A 16,917-nucleotide genomic window follows, 5' to 3' on the forward strand; every position below is an offset into this window, starting at 1 on the left:
TAACATCTTTGTTTTATTTTGAAAACAAAATGTTTTAAAACAAAACGGAAACATTCAAAAGTAACAACGATAGAGTCGTTTTATTTAAAAAAACACCCTGACATGAACGTCAGAGTGCTCTCTTTCACCGGCGGATTAGAAAATACCCGCTTTTTGGGAAGTGTTTTTAATACCATAGGTATCATTAACTACGGTGTTGCCAAAGCTCGTTAAGCTTCCGTTTGGACCTGTGGCCATGTCCAGATAGTTCAGATCGGAATTATTTCCGTACCATGACCAGGCAAGCCAGCCTACTCCTTTTTCCTGACCATATCTCATGATCGCATACTCGTCCACATCACCATTCGTGTGGTATCCCCCGAATTCACCAATGATCAGAGCCAATCCCTTGTTCAGCACATTCTCCATATTGGCTTTGACCGTTGCAGCATCTTTGCCAGCATACTCATACATATGAATGGAGAAGACGGTATTTTTCTGAGAGTCGGCTGCAAATACACTTTGTCCATAATCGACGATGGATTGAGGGTATTGTCCCCATCCGGCTGCATCCACAATTAGCGTATTTTTGATTCCGGCATTTCTTAGTTTCGGAATGGCTTGTTTGTAACCATCAGCCCACGCGCTTCCATTCCACGTACCATACCATTCATTGGCGATGTTAACGATTACCCGATCTTCTTTGCCAATCAAAGCTTCCTTAATGCTAATCCAGTAGTTCACTGCCGCATCCAGTGAATTATAGTCATCTTTCCCTGTGGCATCATGTACTTCAAGTACAGCAATCATTTTATTTTGATTAACCACATTAATAATATTTTTAACAGCGTTCAGATCATCTTTGGTGTACAGGCTGCCATTCGATAGAACAATACGTACTGTATTGGCACCTGTTTTGGCGATTGCAGGGATCGCGGTGTTTAGATCATTCTTGAACCAGGAATGTCCGTGATTAACACCTCTCATGACAAAAGGTTTACCTGTGGAATCATACAACTTATTACCACTTACATAAAATCCTGTGGCAGCAGATGCTTTGGGGGCTGCACTCCCCAATGCCATGAACATGAGCGCAGCAATAATCGTGAAGATTGTACACTTTTTCAGATTAACCATTCGTTTGCAACCTCCTGAATTGGATTTTTTTATTTCAATTAACCCTGCTCTAGGCAATAAGTTAACTAAAATCGCTGGTAATAGACGTTTTAACGGGTAACAAACAAATAAAGACTAACCTTACTAAGGTTAAGTTATTTTCCAAAAAATAAACCTTATCGATAAGGTTATGAATTCATAATAAAATGAAAACGCTTACTAAGCAAGTGTTTTTTACCATTGAATAGCAATCTTTTCTTTTTAAACACCACATCAAAAAGGCTCTTCCCCCTCACACCCGTTCGGAGAAAGAACCCTCTGTATTATAAATGTCAGTTAACTATTGTACTCTTTGATTTTGAAGAAGTGTCTTCCCTACCTGCTATAATCAACCCAACCCGGTAATGTGGTATTACCCGAATCTCATTAAACTTCCCGATCTCCACACCCTCAAACCGCTCTACATAAGCCTGATTCACATAACTCTCAGTCGTTCCTCTTCGAATTGGAGTTATGGACAGACGAAGCGCATGATCGGCCAGCAAATGACGGGATTGCTTCAAACCAAGCATCCAGTTATGCCCATAGTGAATATGGTCTGTTAACATCTGATGATGAATATGTGCTGCTGCAACGTCTCCTTCATAATCAATCTCAACCCATACGTCATCTACTTGTTCCGGCCACGCTGTATCCAATCTCAATGTTGCAGCATACTCTTTCGGGTAATCAACCTCTACAGCAGGCTCGTAAGACGAAACCTGGAATGTGTACGTACCGAATATTCCCCGCTTTGACTGGGATGACACAGCATATTTAGAAGGTAAAACATGCTCTGGAGCCGGATAGAAGGATACCTCAAACTCTGGTTGCTCCAGGGAGTTGCATATGAGCATCTCATTCTGCACATACAGATGACTGCTGCTAATCACAAGTCTCTCTTCTCCGCCCAGATGGAAACGGTAGGTATGCAATGCCTCTTCACGGGTCAATGTAATGATACGTATGACCATACCGTCCGATGTTGTGATTTGCAGATGATGGTCCTTGCCTGCAATCGGGTGAATCACAACTTCATTTCTCTGCTTAGATACTGCACCTTCGGGCATATCCACATTCGTAACAGATGTTGCATCAATAACATACTCAGCCGTCATGCCATCATGGGCATAAAAGACAGCGGTAAGCTCCTGATTTACCATAAATCGGGTCAGTGGCTGAACGGTAGCACTAATGATCTTCATTCCATCCAGATTCATATGGAAAGGCAGAATGGCTGCCATGCCCGATTTCAGCTGCATCGTGCCTTCTCTTGGATAAAACGCAGCCCCTTTGCCAGTATGCAGCTGCAATTGTATATCTCGATCAGGCAAAACCATATGATCCTGATAATTGTTCATGAACAGAAATCCTGAACCTTCTTGTTGACGAACAGACCAGCGCAGATCCATCGTGTTCTCCGGTGTTATCGCATGTTGATCTTCCGGTATAACACTACCCATGGGTGCAAGCAGCTCACCGTAAGCTTCCAGGAACATGGACAAGGTTCGAATGCGGTCATACGACTCACCGATACGTCCGAATTCCCCGAGCGGGGCTTGGTAATCATAAGTCATTTTCGGCAATGCCTGTTCGTTCATATACGTTTTTTGCCCCACCGGATTGGTTCCACCGTGATACATATAATATCCAACCAGATTACTGCCATTTGCCAGCTTCACAATGGTCATTGCCTCAACACTGTCCGCATCCACAATCGGCCGAGCGTGATAACTGACCTGCATGCCGCCAGCAAGTTCACAATACGCCGCAGGATACTCCGGACTGTCATAATCCACTTCTTCAACAGGATTCATATGCAGATCCCGGAATAAATACTCTCGGCTTGGAGGCTGATTGGGAATCCATGGTGTGTACGCATATCCCGCGAGCATGGGTAACGTTCCTTCTTCAGGCACCGCAGCATTACCCCAGGCCGTGGCAGTATAGAACATGGGATGCATACCAACTTCTTCGGCAATACCGCGAAGCACCTTCAGATGTTCACGACCGTCCCGGCCAGAGGAAATGTATTTTTCACGTGTGTAACCCCAGGCATCCATGGGTGCCCCAGCGTGCATATACTCATTTTCCAACTGTACAGCTATTACGGGGCCACCCTCCTGATAAAAACAGCCGTTGAGTTGACGGGCAATCTCACGATATAATCGCTTGGCATAATACAGATACCCTTCATCATTCGATCTCACTTCAAATGGATAACTGAATAACCAATCTGGCATGCCTCCATTACGAACTTCCCCATGACAGAATGGACCAATCCGCACGATCAGTGGCAGCTGATGTTTGCCACACAGATCCACGAAGTGCCGCAAGTTCAGGTTTCCTGACCAATTAAACTCGCCTTCCTGCTCCTCGTGAAAATTCCAGAACACATAAGAAGCAACGATGTTCACCCCGCCTGCCTTCATCTTCAGCAATTCTTCTTCCCACTGCAAGTAAGCGAATCGGGAGAAATGAAATTCACCTACCACGGGAATATGAGGTTTATCATTATGGACCATATAATAGTTGGTAAAATCATAAGTCTCCCCTCGTGGATTCTTGCCGCCACTACCCGTCATGCGACCCGCACGAATCTCTTTATCTTTTGCATCCAGTACGAAACGAATCTGGCTTCCTGCTATACTATCGTTCATGGGTTATATAACTCCTTCGGTATAGATGAGATAAGGTTGAATCGATTAACAACTATCGATGGATGACTGCTCCTTGATGATTGGGGTTCTTCTCCAGAACCCGATCCAATTCAAGTTCGGCTTCACTTGTCCGACCAAGGCCAAGAAGCCCTAATGCCCGCATGTATTTGCAATGTTCTTCATTACGCTGATTGAGATCGTCATCAAATACCAGGAAATCGGGCAGAGATACCGCAAAATAATCCATTCGGATGTGATCATGCATATGTCTTTCGGCATAGTCAATTAATTTGTTAAACCGCCTGTTGGCTTCCTTCACATTGCCAAGCTTCTGCCAGGCCAGACCCTGATAATAGATGGATTCCGGCGGTTGATCATTATAAAACATCGCGCTTGAAGGTTCATTAAGACCGATCGATGCTCTATTGAAACTCTCTTCTGCAGCCTGATTATTCTTCAGTAGCTGGTAGGCACAGCCAAGATAAAAGTAAACGGAATTATCTGCGGCTCCCGCTAGCTTACCTTCACCTAAGTTTTCCGGGTATACCAAAGCCTTCTGCAACAGCTCCAATGCTGGCTCAGGTTGTTGTTTAACCAAATATTGCTTCGCCAGTTCCGTCAGTGCTATAACATACTGTCCTGTAACCTTGCCTTCTCCGCCCTCCCATGGATGAAACCGCCGTGCCTGAAGAGCATCCCAGGCTTCCTGATGGCTACCCTGCATGTTCAATAAAGTTACCCACTCAATATACAGATCATCACGGTGGCGAACCAACTCCATATGCTGTTCAAGCAATTTGATTCGACGCCCGCAAGAATACCCTATCTTCTTGTGCAATTGATCCAACTCGTAGAAGATTCGGGCATCCCGTGAATCCAATCGGAATGCTTCCTCTAATGAAGCCAGTGCAAGATCGGGGCGATTCAGCTTGTTATAATAAGCCAGTCCCAGATTCCGATGTACAGTCGAAAATGCAGCATTCTCCTCGCGTGAAGCTTCCCAATGGGTAATTGCTTCCTCATAGCGTTTATGATCATATAACCAATTTCCCAGGTAATAGTGAGCATGCGAATCATTCGGATCAATGGCCACCACATCCTGAAGCACCATGAATTCAAATAACGTGTTAGGAAAGCAATAATCCGTTGGAGCAGCTTTCCCCTGCTTTTGACATTCCTGGGCCTGCACCAGATCCCCCAGTTGGCGATGCACGTAGGCTTGAGCATAACCAACCATAGGATACGGCTGTAAATTTTCGGATTCAACATACGATAGTACCGTCCGTGCTTCTTCCCACAACCCACAATCCGCGTAATCTGCGGCTAGGTTTAGATAATTATGAACGTCTCCCCGCATCAAACGATGAAAATGTTCACGTGCTTGCTCCGCTTGTTCTCTCTCTGAAGGTGCAGTCGCTCCGCTGTAAATCAGGGCTAATTCATGTGCGGCTCCAAACTCAACCGGGTCCAGCTCCAACGTTTCAACCGCATATTGGACGGCCCGTTTATCCTGACCCAATCTGCGCAGCAGAGCCATCTTCAGATGCCTAGCCTTGTAGTTTCTAGTGTTACGGATCAGTGAACGTTCGATGTGATCCAGTGCTTCGACATCCCGATGTTGCGCCGTATCGATCTGAGCAAGCATGTAATAACCCGTATCCTGGAACTGTGCGGACCATACGGCTTTATATAGTTCCGTGTAGGCTTCTTCCTGTTTCCCCTGTAGTTTCAAACTCAGACCGAGTTGGTAAAAAGCTTCACTATCATATGGATTCGTATTTTTCCACGTCAACGATTGTACAGCCTGTCTGAAATGCTTCTCTGCATCTTGTAACAGACCTCTCCGCAGCAGCAATGTGCCATACGCAATGTTTAGACGAATATCCGTTGCATCACGCTTCAAGCCTTCCAAATAATAAGGTTCTGGTTCATACGTGGCATGCCGATATTGCTCCAAATGAAGACCAGCCAGATATAGTTGTTCATTCGTACGAATCTCGGATGGTAGTGGGAGTGGTGTGGCCGGGTCTGGGACTTCCTGAATCTCAGAACGTTCAGGCTGATAGGCCACAAGTACTTTTCCTTCCGCAGTTCGAACACTTAACTTCAATTGATGCCATTCATCTTGCCCGCTCCACGGGAATGAAGACTGATATAGTTGCGTAGGTGAGATATTGCATCTCTCATGGAGATATACCGTAGTTGGTCCAATCACTTCAATGGTCACTTGTTCAAAAACTGACGTCGCATATACCATCACGGTTACCGCTCCGTTCGTTTCGTCCATTTCCAGATTAACTGCGGCATCAATCGTTGCATTTTTGACCATGCCAATTCCTTTATAAGGCATAAAATACTGCGAAAATGATTTGGCTTCATAGGGCTGCAACCACGTAAAATCAGGCTGATTATCAGTATAGATCCCGGTCATTAATTCAATATAAGGTCCATCCTCGTCCGTTAACTGGCGATCCCAGGCTTGCCCGAATTCCCCATTCCCCCAGGTCCATTGCTTCTTGCCCGGAGAAATATGATGATTGGCTACATGCAGCAGGCCTGCCTGAACCCCGTGGTCATAACCTCCTACAAAATTATAATCCGACTTATACACCATATAGGATGTTGGAACCGGTATGTTTTTGTATCGCGAGATATCCACACCTCCGGAATAGTCCATCTTGTAATAGGTGCCCGTTGCGATGGGAAAGCGGGATACGTCCCGTTTTCCATGGTCCAGCACAGCCGTTACATCCGGTGGAAACACGGATTGCGTATCATCGTTGACGGCTACAGCCGGGTTGGCCCACCATAGAAAAGTTTGAGGAGCGCAAGTGCGATTGTATACCTCGGCATGGATTTCAAGATAGGCTTTGCCGGGATGTAATGTGAAGCCGGCGGTCATTTTGGTACCATACATGCGATCAATCTCACCCACCCAGACGGTAGCGCTTCCATCTTCATTACTGCCAAATGTATAATCGACTGGACCAAATGTGTTGGGCCGATGATGCTGTGGCCAGTTGAATTCGATTCCTCCGGAAATCCATGGCCCTGCCAGACCTACTAGTGCAGGTTTAATCACGCGGTTATAATATACAAAATCATAGTCGTTAGTAAGATCCAGCGCACGATAGATCCGTCCACCCAGTTCGGGCATCATCTCGATACGTACATATTCATTTTCGAGAATAATTAAGCGATACGACTTCATTTTGGCCTCATCTTCAATGCTGTCGATCACAGGATGCGGGTACACCTTACCCGAACTTCCTTGGTAGATTCTCTTTTCGAGAAACATCGGATTTTTGTCCGGTTTACCTGTACCATAGGTTAGGATATCTCTGGTTTCTTCCCATATGCGAACAGTTGATGTCGCTGTCACGTGATTCAATTCCCTCACTCCTCGGCCTCGTATATATTATGATCATACGCTCCGACATGCAGGAAAAACATTAACATTAAGCGGTTCTTGATGGACGATCTTCGGATTCCCTTATAATCAAAGAGAGTACCTATCCACCCAATTAAGCAGTGAAAGGTACTCTCTGATTGATCTTGATTCACTTATCTACGGCGTGCAAAATCCACAAATCTGAACTTGTCCGGTCGATGCCTCGACTCCGTATACTGAAATTGACTGGCATCCTCCAGGTACACCTGGCTCCTCACCACAACCACATTATGGAACCCTTCAAGGTCAAGCAGTTCCCTGTCTTCTGCGGTAGGTTCTTCCACCAAAATCTCTTTTTTGGCAAACGAAATGGAAAGCCCCAGCTCTTGCTCAATGTACTCATAGATGGAATCATTACAGATCTCTTTGCTGAGTCCGGGAACAAGCCGCTGGCTGATATAATCTTTGTCCAGTATGACATGCTCTCCATCCACTTTGCGCACACGTCTGATCTCCCAGACCTGTTCATTCAGACCAAAGTTAATTTTCTTGTGCAACGCCTGATCGACCTGTTGCTCTTCAAAAACCTTCACATACGTTTGAGCGCGATGCCCCATTTTTTTGGCCAGTTCCTTGAAGCTAACCAGACCAGAGATGGGAAAATCGATCTTGCGTATGTCCAGTACAATCGAGCCCTTGCCTTGAATCTTCTGAATATAACCTTCTTCGTACAACATTTTCAGCGCTTTGCGAATGGTCTCTCGAGATGTTCGATAACTTTCCGATAGATCCAGTTCCGATTGAAGCAATGTGCCTGCCTCAATCTCTCCGGTCCGAATACGATCTGCAATATCCTCATATATTCGGATAAATTTATTATTCATTATTCATCACCATTGTTCATTACCCTTTTTTATCATATTGGCAACTATTATAGCATTAAAAACCAATCAAGCGGTAATGTCATTACTGGCGATGATTGCAGTATCACATCCAAAATTCAATTCCACCTAGATATGACGATCCAACGCTGACGCTTTCTCCACCTGATCTGTATGCTTCTCATTCATGACTTGAATCAGCTTGTTTAAGCGGAAGATCAGTGCTGCAGCTTCGGATCTGCTTAAGTGCTGCATGGGACGGAAGCTGCCGTCTTCATATCCGTTAATCATGTACAAACCTGCAAGCTCCTGCACTTCTTCTTTGGCCCAATCGGATACATCAATCTGATCGGTAAATGCTCTTGGGGAAGTCAGCGGTTCCGGTCTGATCTTACGAACCACATTGGCTATGATCTTGGATGCCTGTTCACGTGTTACCAGCGCATACGGAGCGAACTTGCCGTTCCCCATACCTTGAACCATCTCATGGTGAACGGCTGCCCCAATCTCAGGAGCGAACCAATCCTCATCATTCACATCTTGAAATCCATGCTGTTCATTTACCGTTGTGTCCACACCCATCAGTCGCACGATTAATGCGGTAAACTCTGCACGCGTGATCGGACGGCGCGGTTCGAAGCGAGTTTCACTCACACCTTGAATGATATTTTGTTCCGCAAGCCAGGTAATCTGATCCTTATTGAAGGTTTGGCTAATATCAATAAATTTGATATTCTTTTTCGCAGGCAAATCAGGTTGTTTAGCGGGTTCAGATTGTGAACTCAACTCATCGGCTTGTTCCGATGTACCATTTGAACTTGGGGTTGCACCGCCACCACTCCAGGCGGATGGTGGATACGGAAAAGTCATGGCTGCTGCCCGTTTGCTCTCACTTTGTTCACCTGCTGAATTCTCTGTCCATGCGACCACCTCATAGTGCTGCTCAGCGTTTAGTCCTGTCCATTTATAACTGCGCTGTGTTCCACGATATATCTCACGATCTTTATGGGTGATCACAATTACTTCATTCATTGAATCCAGTTCCCAAGTTAGCTTAATCGTACTTGTGCCTTGCGCTACGGCTGCTACTGTCAGATCTTCGGAAGGCAACGTCTCGAATTCCGGAACCTGGAGCGCCTCTCCCTCCCCTGCCTCATTATATGGAATGATGGCAAAGTCAGTATAACGTTCTGCACTGTTTAATTCAGGCACATGTATCGATGTCTCCGCAGTCGTGCCCACAAGCTCTTCATTTCGATAGACTCGATAACCCGCAGCACCAGGAATCAGTTCCCACACAATGTCTGCACCATGCATTGAACGCCCCTCTACTACAGGAGGTGAAGCAGCACTACCGGGCAGAGTGATTGCATGAAGGTAATAACCACCATCACTACTGCCCGAAGCATTCATGGTCTTGACTGTATAGCTGTAGTTCACGCCCGGTTCAAGTTCCTTGTCGTCATAGAACATTTCGTCAGCAGGAACACGAGCAACCTCCACACCGTCACGCTCAATGATGAACTGCTCGGCACCTTCAACCCGGCTCTGTTCCAATAGAAGACGAATGTGGTCCTTCGCCGAATGATACTCCACTTTGGCAGGCGCTGCCGGCTTGGTCAGGACAGAATACGCCTTCATCCCCGATGTATCTCCCTGCTCATTCTCTGTGTAGATTTCGATCAGGTACTGCTTACCTGCATCCAGTTGATCAACGATAAACTCTTTTTGCTCGCCACGGTATAGTTCTGTACCATCCAGTAATACAACGAATGTTTCGTTCCCATAAGGGAAGTCCCACTCCAATTTAGCATGGTCTGTCTCCGGGTATATCTGCATTTCAAGTGAATCCACATGAGGCAAGGTGTAAAAAGGAGTCACGGTCACTGGGCTTCCTGAACCAGCCGTATTATAAGGAATAATCTGTACCTGATCATATCGGGTTGCACTCTCCAGATGAGTTAATCTCACCTCGGTGATATCACCATCGTCAATCGTGGTGAACATCTGATCTCCGATCCGTATGGTATATCCCTCTGCACCTTGTACCTTTGGCCAAGAAATTAATCCCTCTTTTTCCCCAATCATACTTGCATGTAAGGGTTCAGTAATGGTCGCAGGCAACGTTCGTACGTGAACTTCGAAACCAGAATCACTCTCACCCGTTGCATTCGATGTTTTGATGGTGTACAGGTAACGCTCTCCTGGTGTCAGACCATGATCTTCAAATGAACTTTGATCTGCTGGAACCTTAGCGACTTCAACGCCATCCCGCATAATGATGAATTGATCTGCTCCCCGTGTAGAGCTTCCAGTCAGATCCAGCACCACAGTCTGATCTGTGATGTGTGTTATGCCTGCCGTCTGAGGGGATATAGGTTTCGTTAAAACCTGAATCTGAGTAGACTCTGACTGATGACCATCTTCATTAATTGCAACGAGTTCGAATTCATACGCTGTACCATCCAGCATACTACTGAGGTGTACAGACGGTTCAGACACGCTCTGCACATCTCCCGTTACCCGATTGCGAATCTCATATGCAGCCGCTCCCTTAACGACTTCCCAAGCCAGATCCACCGAATGTGTTCCAGCGTTCACTATGATCCCTTCTGCAACCAATGGCAAAGTTTGAGTCATTATACTGAAAGTAAGCGGCGCACTCATTCCACTCGCATTGACTGCCCGAATCACGTAAGTGTATTTCGTTCCTGGCGACAGATCCTTGTCCACGAATTGGGTTTCAGTTGAATCCATTTGGGCAATCTTTCTCCCATCCCGTTCAATGATGTATTGATCTGCCCCTTGGACACCTGTGTTGCTGAAATCCAGACCAAGGCTATTTTTGGCCACATCATATACGGCAACCTTAGCGGGTTTCTCAGGCAAAGTCAGCAGCGATACATCTGTCGCTTCAGAACGAGTCCCCTGTCTGTTGACCGCCCATAGTTGATAGTGATGCCACGTTCCATCCTGGAGCCCTGTAATCGTGGCTTCATTCTCAATTCCCCTATAGATCTCTTTGCCATCCTGCTCAATCACATATTCAGCGGCACCTTCCACGACCGACCAGGAAACTTTTGCCCGATGTACTGCTGGGTCTGCAATTATCTCGTCAGGCGACACAGGTTTGGACAATCGGATGAGCTGTGTTGTCTCACCCGAACCCGAAGTATTCACAGCCTGAACTTCCAACGTGTATTCTGTACCTGGCAACAATTCATCAGCCGTGTAGGCCAGTTCTGTTGTTCTGCCCACTTCTATGCCATTGATTTTCACAATATAGAGATTCGCCGTATCTACAGCTTGCCATGCAAGTCCCATACTTGTTTCACCAGTCCATGTGACATTCAGTCCTTCCGGCCTGCTAGGTAGCGTAAGAATCGTACTACGGGTGGATGCACCGTACCCGGCAGCATTGCCCGCCTGTACTTCATAGGTATACTCACGACTGCTTGACAGATGGTGAACTGACAGTTGTGTATCTGATATCTCATGGCTCTGTCCATTGATGACCACCCGATATTTCGTTGCCCCAACTACAGGCTCCCAGCTCAAGATCGCTCCCTGTTCAGTTACTTGAACAACATGAAGTCCCGATGGGCTCTCGGGTAGCGTTGTTCCTGACACCGAACTTCGCATACCTTGTCCACTTTCGTTCACTGCTTGTACATCCAGTTGATAAGATGTTCCCGAACTCAATCCCGCAAATACCCATTCCTGGGTTCCGGCAGCAACCGTTCCCGACTTCTCTCCATTCAACCATAACTCATAGTGATCGGCTCCTCGTATTGCCTCCCAATTCAGACGAAGGCTCGCTGTGGAAGCATCTGATACCTGTAAACCGGACACCTGCCCTGGTAACGTCTTGAGCAAAGGTAATTCCGCCAAAGGCCCGGGCCCTGTCTCGTTTCCAGCAATTAACGCATAGCTGTAATTGGTTCCGCTATCCAGACCTGAATCCAAATACTCTGTCTGCTCCCCTTCGTATATGGCTGCTCCATCACGTGAAAGACCATAATACGTTGCAGAGGTCACCGTCTCCCATGTTAATGAAATATCATGCTCCCGAATTTGAACAGCCATGAATTCACCGGGCACTGCCGGCAGTGTGAGAAATCCGGTCCTACTGCTACCGCCTGCTCCACTCTCATTCATTGCCGTGACCGAAATGTTATGCATGGTCCCTGGGACGAGGTTGCTGATATAGGAAAGGTTGGAAGGATCAGATACCGTCTGATCATACACGGTGGACCCATCCGGAGTAGCAGCAATGATGCGGTAAGCATCTGCTCCCCTTACTGAATCAAATTGAATTTCGGCCAAATTGGGCTGGGAATCTACTTTTCGAACGTGCAACGTTCCGGGAGCTGCCGGGATCGTTAATACTTGAGCGTTTACTGCCTCACTTACTCCGGTATGGTTTCTTACTCTAACTTCGTATTCGTAGACCTGACCACCGCTTAGGGACTGATCGATTATACTGTGGTTGGGGTATTCCAGTGTCCATGACTGTCCGTTGCTTTTATTCGTTATCTCATACTGATATCCATTGGTATACCTTTCCCCTGTTGGCAAATCCACTGTGAGTTCAGCTGATGTCTCAGTAATCTGTGTCATTCTCACATGACTCGGTTGCTCGGGCTTGCGTTGAATATGGTAAGGTGATGATGTTGTCTCATATGTATTACCTGCTCTGTCCATGGTTTTCGCATGGATGTACCATATGCCTTCCGATTCGATGGATATTTTTTGCTCGTCAGAGCGAGCTTCATGCCAATGATTCGGTGATTCTGCACTGTTTGTAACTTGATAGAATCGTTCCAGTTCCTGAATGCCTGAGTGGGCATCTGCATACTGAATGGTAGTGGATATGTCCAAGTCCGTCCAGACATGTCCGTTCGGTGCAAAAGTAATCGTTGGAGCCATCTGATCCACATAGGCGATTCGACTGACTTCCTTGCTCACATTGCCAACGGCATCCCTTGCTCTGGCCCGAATCGTGGTAGCCCCGTTCATACTTACTGTACCCTTATTTCCTGCCATATACGGACCATCATTCATGCTGTACTCATAGGATATCGCTCGTTCATCCACACTACCATCGATCGTAAATTGCACATGTTCTTTACTCCATCCAGCAGAACTTAAACGAATTACCGGCTCGGTTGGAGCTGTCGTGTCGATTCGAACCGTTGCCTGAGCATACGTGCTTATATTGCCTACATGATCAAGTGAGCGTGCATATACGATCGTTTCTTCCTCATCGGTAACCGTCACTTCGCCCGTGTAATCGATCCAGGGACCTTCTTCGCTCAGTCGATATTGGCTTTTGACAAGCCCACTGCCTGAATCTTCACCACTGGTTATTGCAAAAGTTACATCCTGATTCGTCCAATCCTCTTCACTTAACGTTATCGTCGGTTGCTCAGGCCCGGTCTTGTCGATTCTGGCTGTTGCCGAAGTGGAAGCACTGACATTGGCAGCCCGATCGACACTTCGTGCAAAAATCTCGGTTATTCCTTCTTCACTGAGTGTAAAAGGGGTCCTGTAGTCGATCCATTCCCCCTCGCTTCCCAGCTTATACTGTGTCAGACCAATACCGCTTGCTGCGTCCGTACCCTCCGTTAATGTCACAATTACGGACGCTTTTGTCCATTCGGGTGGATTCAACGAGATGACAGGTGGCGTTGGTGCCGTCCGATCTACCCTGGCAGTCACAGTCGTTTCCTGTCCTGTATTACCAAATGCATCCATACTGCGCGCCATAACCGTTGTGCTGCCTTCACTGCTTACGGCAAAGGGAGCACTGTATTCACGCCATTCTCCTGCCAGACCGACTTTAACTTCAGTCTTTTGGGTTCCGCTCAAGGCATCTTTTCCCTCTTCAACTGTGACGAGAACATCTTCCTTGGTCCATAAGGATGGCGTGAGTGTAACAGAAGGAGCAGTTGGGCCCGTCGTATCTTTCATCATCTCTCCAGCGGATATAAATGGGGTCTGTATCCCTTCACCATTCAGTGCCGCCACAAATACTTCATATTTTCCATCCGCGAGTCCAGTCAGGGCAAACGCTGTACGAGTGGAAGTTGTTGTTCCCGTTGCGAGAACTTGCCCACCTGGACTGCGTATTTCGGTTTTGTACTGAGTGCCGTCAGGGTTGCTATTATTACTCCAGCTCGCTGTAACAGAGTTACCTGATTGTGTCACAGCCGCAGCAACGGGTGGATTGGCCAGTGTATACTTGGAAGCTGGACTGGAGTAACCGGTGTAGGAACCGCTTGAATTTTTGGCCCGTACGGCAAAAGAATAATTGGTATTCGGTGTGAGTCCAGTCACCTGCCGACTGTTTGTTGTACCTGTATCCACAATCTGATTCGTCGTCATATTTTTCAGTTCATACGTAACGGATGCATCATTCGCCTTCTTATCCCAGTTCACCGTCAAGTTATTGGAATTAACCAATGTATATGTCGGCGTTCCTGGCACTACAAAACTTCTTACCGTAAAGTTAACGGTCCCTGCTGAGGACACCCCACCCTTGTCATCCATAACCCATACTTGTAATGTGTGTGTGCCATCTGGCAGGGTATCAGGCAATGTGTAATTGGTGTTAAAAGACTGATTAGAACCCGTTGCGGTCATCTGGGTCAGAATATTCTCGGACCCGCTATCAATGGACCATTTCACAGTCAACAGGTCACCTATATCCGTATCTCTCGTTGTACCGGAGATCTGAAGTTGCTCGCCTTTGTAATAGGTTTGACCTGAAGAAGGTGCTGTTAAGGTAAACGAAGGTGGAGCATTTTTGGGGCCGATCCCCACAATGGTTGAAAATTTGCGTGAAGCCTGATTCGCTGTAGCCTTAGCGTCCCACCAAAATTGTGCGGCTGTATCACTCGCCGTTACGGTCTGGCCTGGAGTGAACGCTGAAGGTGAAGACCCTCCCGTGAGCTGTGCGCTATCTGGGCTGCTGTACTGGCCCATATATATGCGATCTGCATTCACAACATTGTACGTATTGGCATAAAAAGCCGTGACCTGAACACCCCCGCTGTAATTGCGCCATCCATTCTCAATAACTTCAAATGGAGAAGCATCATTGCCATTCACCATCGTATCCCAATAAAATGTTCCACCCAAATTCAGTGCCGTTCCACTTCGATTAATAGCTTCAAGTTCAACCTTCATGTATCCACCTTGTGAGGTGGCATTAACAATAGATACACGCAAAATGTATTCCACATTGTCCTTTTGCCGCGACATTTCAATCACATTATTGTTAATGCGGTAATAATTCAGCGGCAATGATTTGAAGTTCACGGGAGATCCGTTGTGGTCGATAATGGTGGACACATTCCCGGTATCACCACCGTAAAATACATTTGTGTTTGGCAGTAATACAATTCTGTATTTTCCGTCACTGTTCATCTCCACTTTCACCTTGGAGGACTGAACCGCCTTCATGCTGGACGTGTCGGATACAATCCCGATCGTTTCAACCGTTTCAGCCATTACCGTGGCTGTTCCCCATTCAAGCAACAGGGCTTGAGGTGATAATAACGCAAATGCCAGCACCACCTTGGTTAGCTGTTCCGCTTGTTTCTTCACACGTTTTCCTGATTTCTTCAACGTCTACTCTCCTTTTTGGCACACAAAAAAAGGAGGCACCCCAACAAAGGAACGATGTCCTAAGTTGGGGTGCCTCCCCTAACAAGTGTCATTTTTTCTTGATTATAACGATTCCGCTCATGAATGTAAACAGTTGATCATGAACACCTTACTTCTCATTTCTCATCTCTGATCTTCAATAATGCCTCATCCAACGCACCAACGACCTTGTCACACCAGCCATCAAATTCCGGATCTTCGGTCTGTAATTCAGGATGGGCCAGAATATATTCAATCGTACTTCGTATGCCTTGGTCCGCTCTTGTCGTTGCTACAAATTCCGGAACAAGCCGTTTCAGCTTACTGTTGTCAAACACAACGGTATTGGCTTTGTCTCCCAGCAAACCGCCGCGAAGATCCTGGTCACTGCATGCTGCCAAGAATTCGGATGGTACATGTACTGCATGAAGCTTAACTCCCAAGACGCCGGCAATAATCTCATGAATCTGATTCCAGGTGACGGATTCGTCCGAGGTGATATGTACCGATTCACCAATTGCATGGATATTCCCCATAAGCCCGATAAAACCTTTGGCAAAATCAGTGTTGTGCGTAATGGTCCATAGTGAGGTACCATCTCCATGGATGATAACAGGTTTGCCTTCACGTATGCGCTTGAGAACCTGCCAGCTGCCTTGAGCACCATGAACACCAAGAGGTACAGATTTGTCGCCATACGTATGGCTTGGACGCACAATGGTCACAGGGAATCCATGCTCGCGGTATTGTTTCATCAGATAGTCTTCACAGGCAATCTTGTTGCGAGAATACTCCCAGTACGGATTCGATAAAGGTGTCCCTTCCGTGATCCGGTAATCAGCCAAAGGCGTCTGATACGCAGATGCTGAGCTTATAAAAATAAACTGCTTTGTTTTATCCTTAAATAAACGGTAATCTCTCTCCAATTGAGATGGTACAAAGGCAATAAAGTCTGCCACCACATCAAATTCCAGATCAGCGATCAGTTCTGCTACACGTGTCTCGTCATTAATGTCCGCTTGAAGTACGTTGATTTCCTTAGGTAAGTCATGGTTATGATTGCCTCGATTAATCAAATACAGTTCACAGCCTTGCTGTGCAAGCATCTCCGTAATGGCCGTGCTGATGGTGCCTGTCCCTCCAATAAATAGCGCTTTCATTTTCGCACCTCCTGAACAATTTTACCCACTTTCCAATGATA

At 46.5% G+C, this 16,917-nt stretch carries 6 protein-coding genes; all 6 read right to left on the reverse strand.

All coding sequences use genetic code 11. The features are described 5' to 3' along the window. Positions 1-135: 135 nt before the first annotated feature. A complete protein-coding gene (locus MKY73_RS16555) occupies positions 136-1,068 on the reverse strand; it encodes a glycoside hydrolase family 5 protein (protein WP_339308640.1) in 933 nt (310 codons plus the stop codon). Positions 1,069-1,427: 359 nt separating this feature from the next. Beyond that, positions 1,428-3,794 (reverse strand): beta-galactosidase, encoded by a 2,367-nt coding sequence (locus MKY73_RS16560; protein ID WP_339302670.1) that lies wholly within the window; start codon positions 3,792-3,794, stop codon positions 1,428-1,430. Between the two features lie 52 nt (positions 3,795-3,846). After that, the gene (locus MKY73_RS16565) at positions 3,847-7,185 is read right to left on the reverse strand and encodes a DUF5107 domain-containing protein (RefSeq protein WP_339302671.1); all 3,339 of its coding nucleotides are present in this window, start codon (positions 7,183-7,185) and stop codon (positions 3,847-3,849) included. Between the two features lie 173 nt (positions 7,186-7,358). Continuing rightward, complete coding sequence (gene treR / locus MKY73_RS16570; protein WP_339260842.1) at positions 7,359-8,069, reverse strand: trehalose operon repressor; 711 nt, start codon at positions 8,067-8,069, stop codon at positions 7,359-7,361. A gap of 126 nt (positions 8,070-8,195) precedes the next feature. Next, positions 8,196-15,698 (reverse strand): fibronectin type III domain-containing protein, encoded by a 7,503-nt coding sequence (locus MKY73_RS16575; protein ID WP_339302672.1) that lies wholly within the window; start codon positions 15,696-15,698, stop codon positions 8,196-8,198. 155 nt (positions 15,699-15,853) lie between these two features. After that, positions 15,854-16,876 carry an SDR family oxidoreductase gene (locus MKY73_RS16580; protein WP_339302673.1) on the reverse strand — a complete coding sequence of 341 codons (1,023 nt, stop codon included), beginning with the start codon at positions 16,874-16,876 and terminating at the stop codon, positions 15,854-15,856. Between the last annotated feature and the right edge of the window lie 41 nt (positions 16,877-16,917).

This window comes from Paenibacillus sp. FSL R5-0519, from assembly GCF_037974275.1.
In the GTDB taxonomy this organism is placed as follows: Bacteria; Bacillota; Bacilli; order Paenibacillales; family Paenibacillaceae; genus Paenibacillus.

What these genes read in the sequence shown, in the direction of transcription:
- MKY73_RS16555 (WP_339308640.1), bottom strand. Translation starts at nt 1,068, where the DNA reads ATGTTCATGGCATTGGGGAGTGCAGCCCCCAAAGCATCTGCTGCCACA.
- MKY73_RS16560 (WP_339302670.1), bottom strand. Translation starts at nt 3,794, where the DNA reads ATGAACGATAGTATAGCAGGAAGCCAGATTCGTTTCGTACTGGATGCA.
- treR (WP_339260842.1), bottom strand. Translation starts at nt 8,069, where the DNA reads ATGAATAATAAATTTATCCGAATATATGAGGATATTGCAGATCGTATT.
- MKY73_RS16580 (WP_339302673.1), bottom strand. Translation starts at nt 16,876, where the DNA reads ATGAAAGCGCTATTTATTGGAGGGACAGGCACCATCAGCACGGCCATT.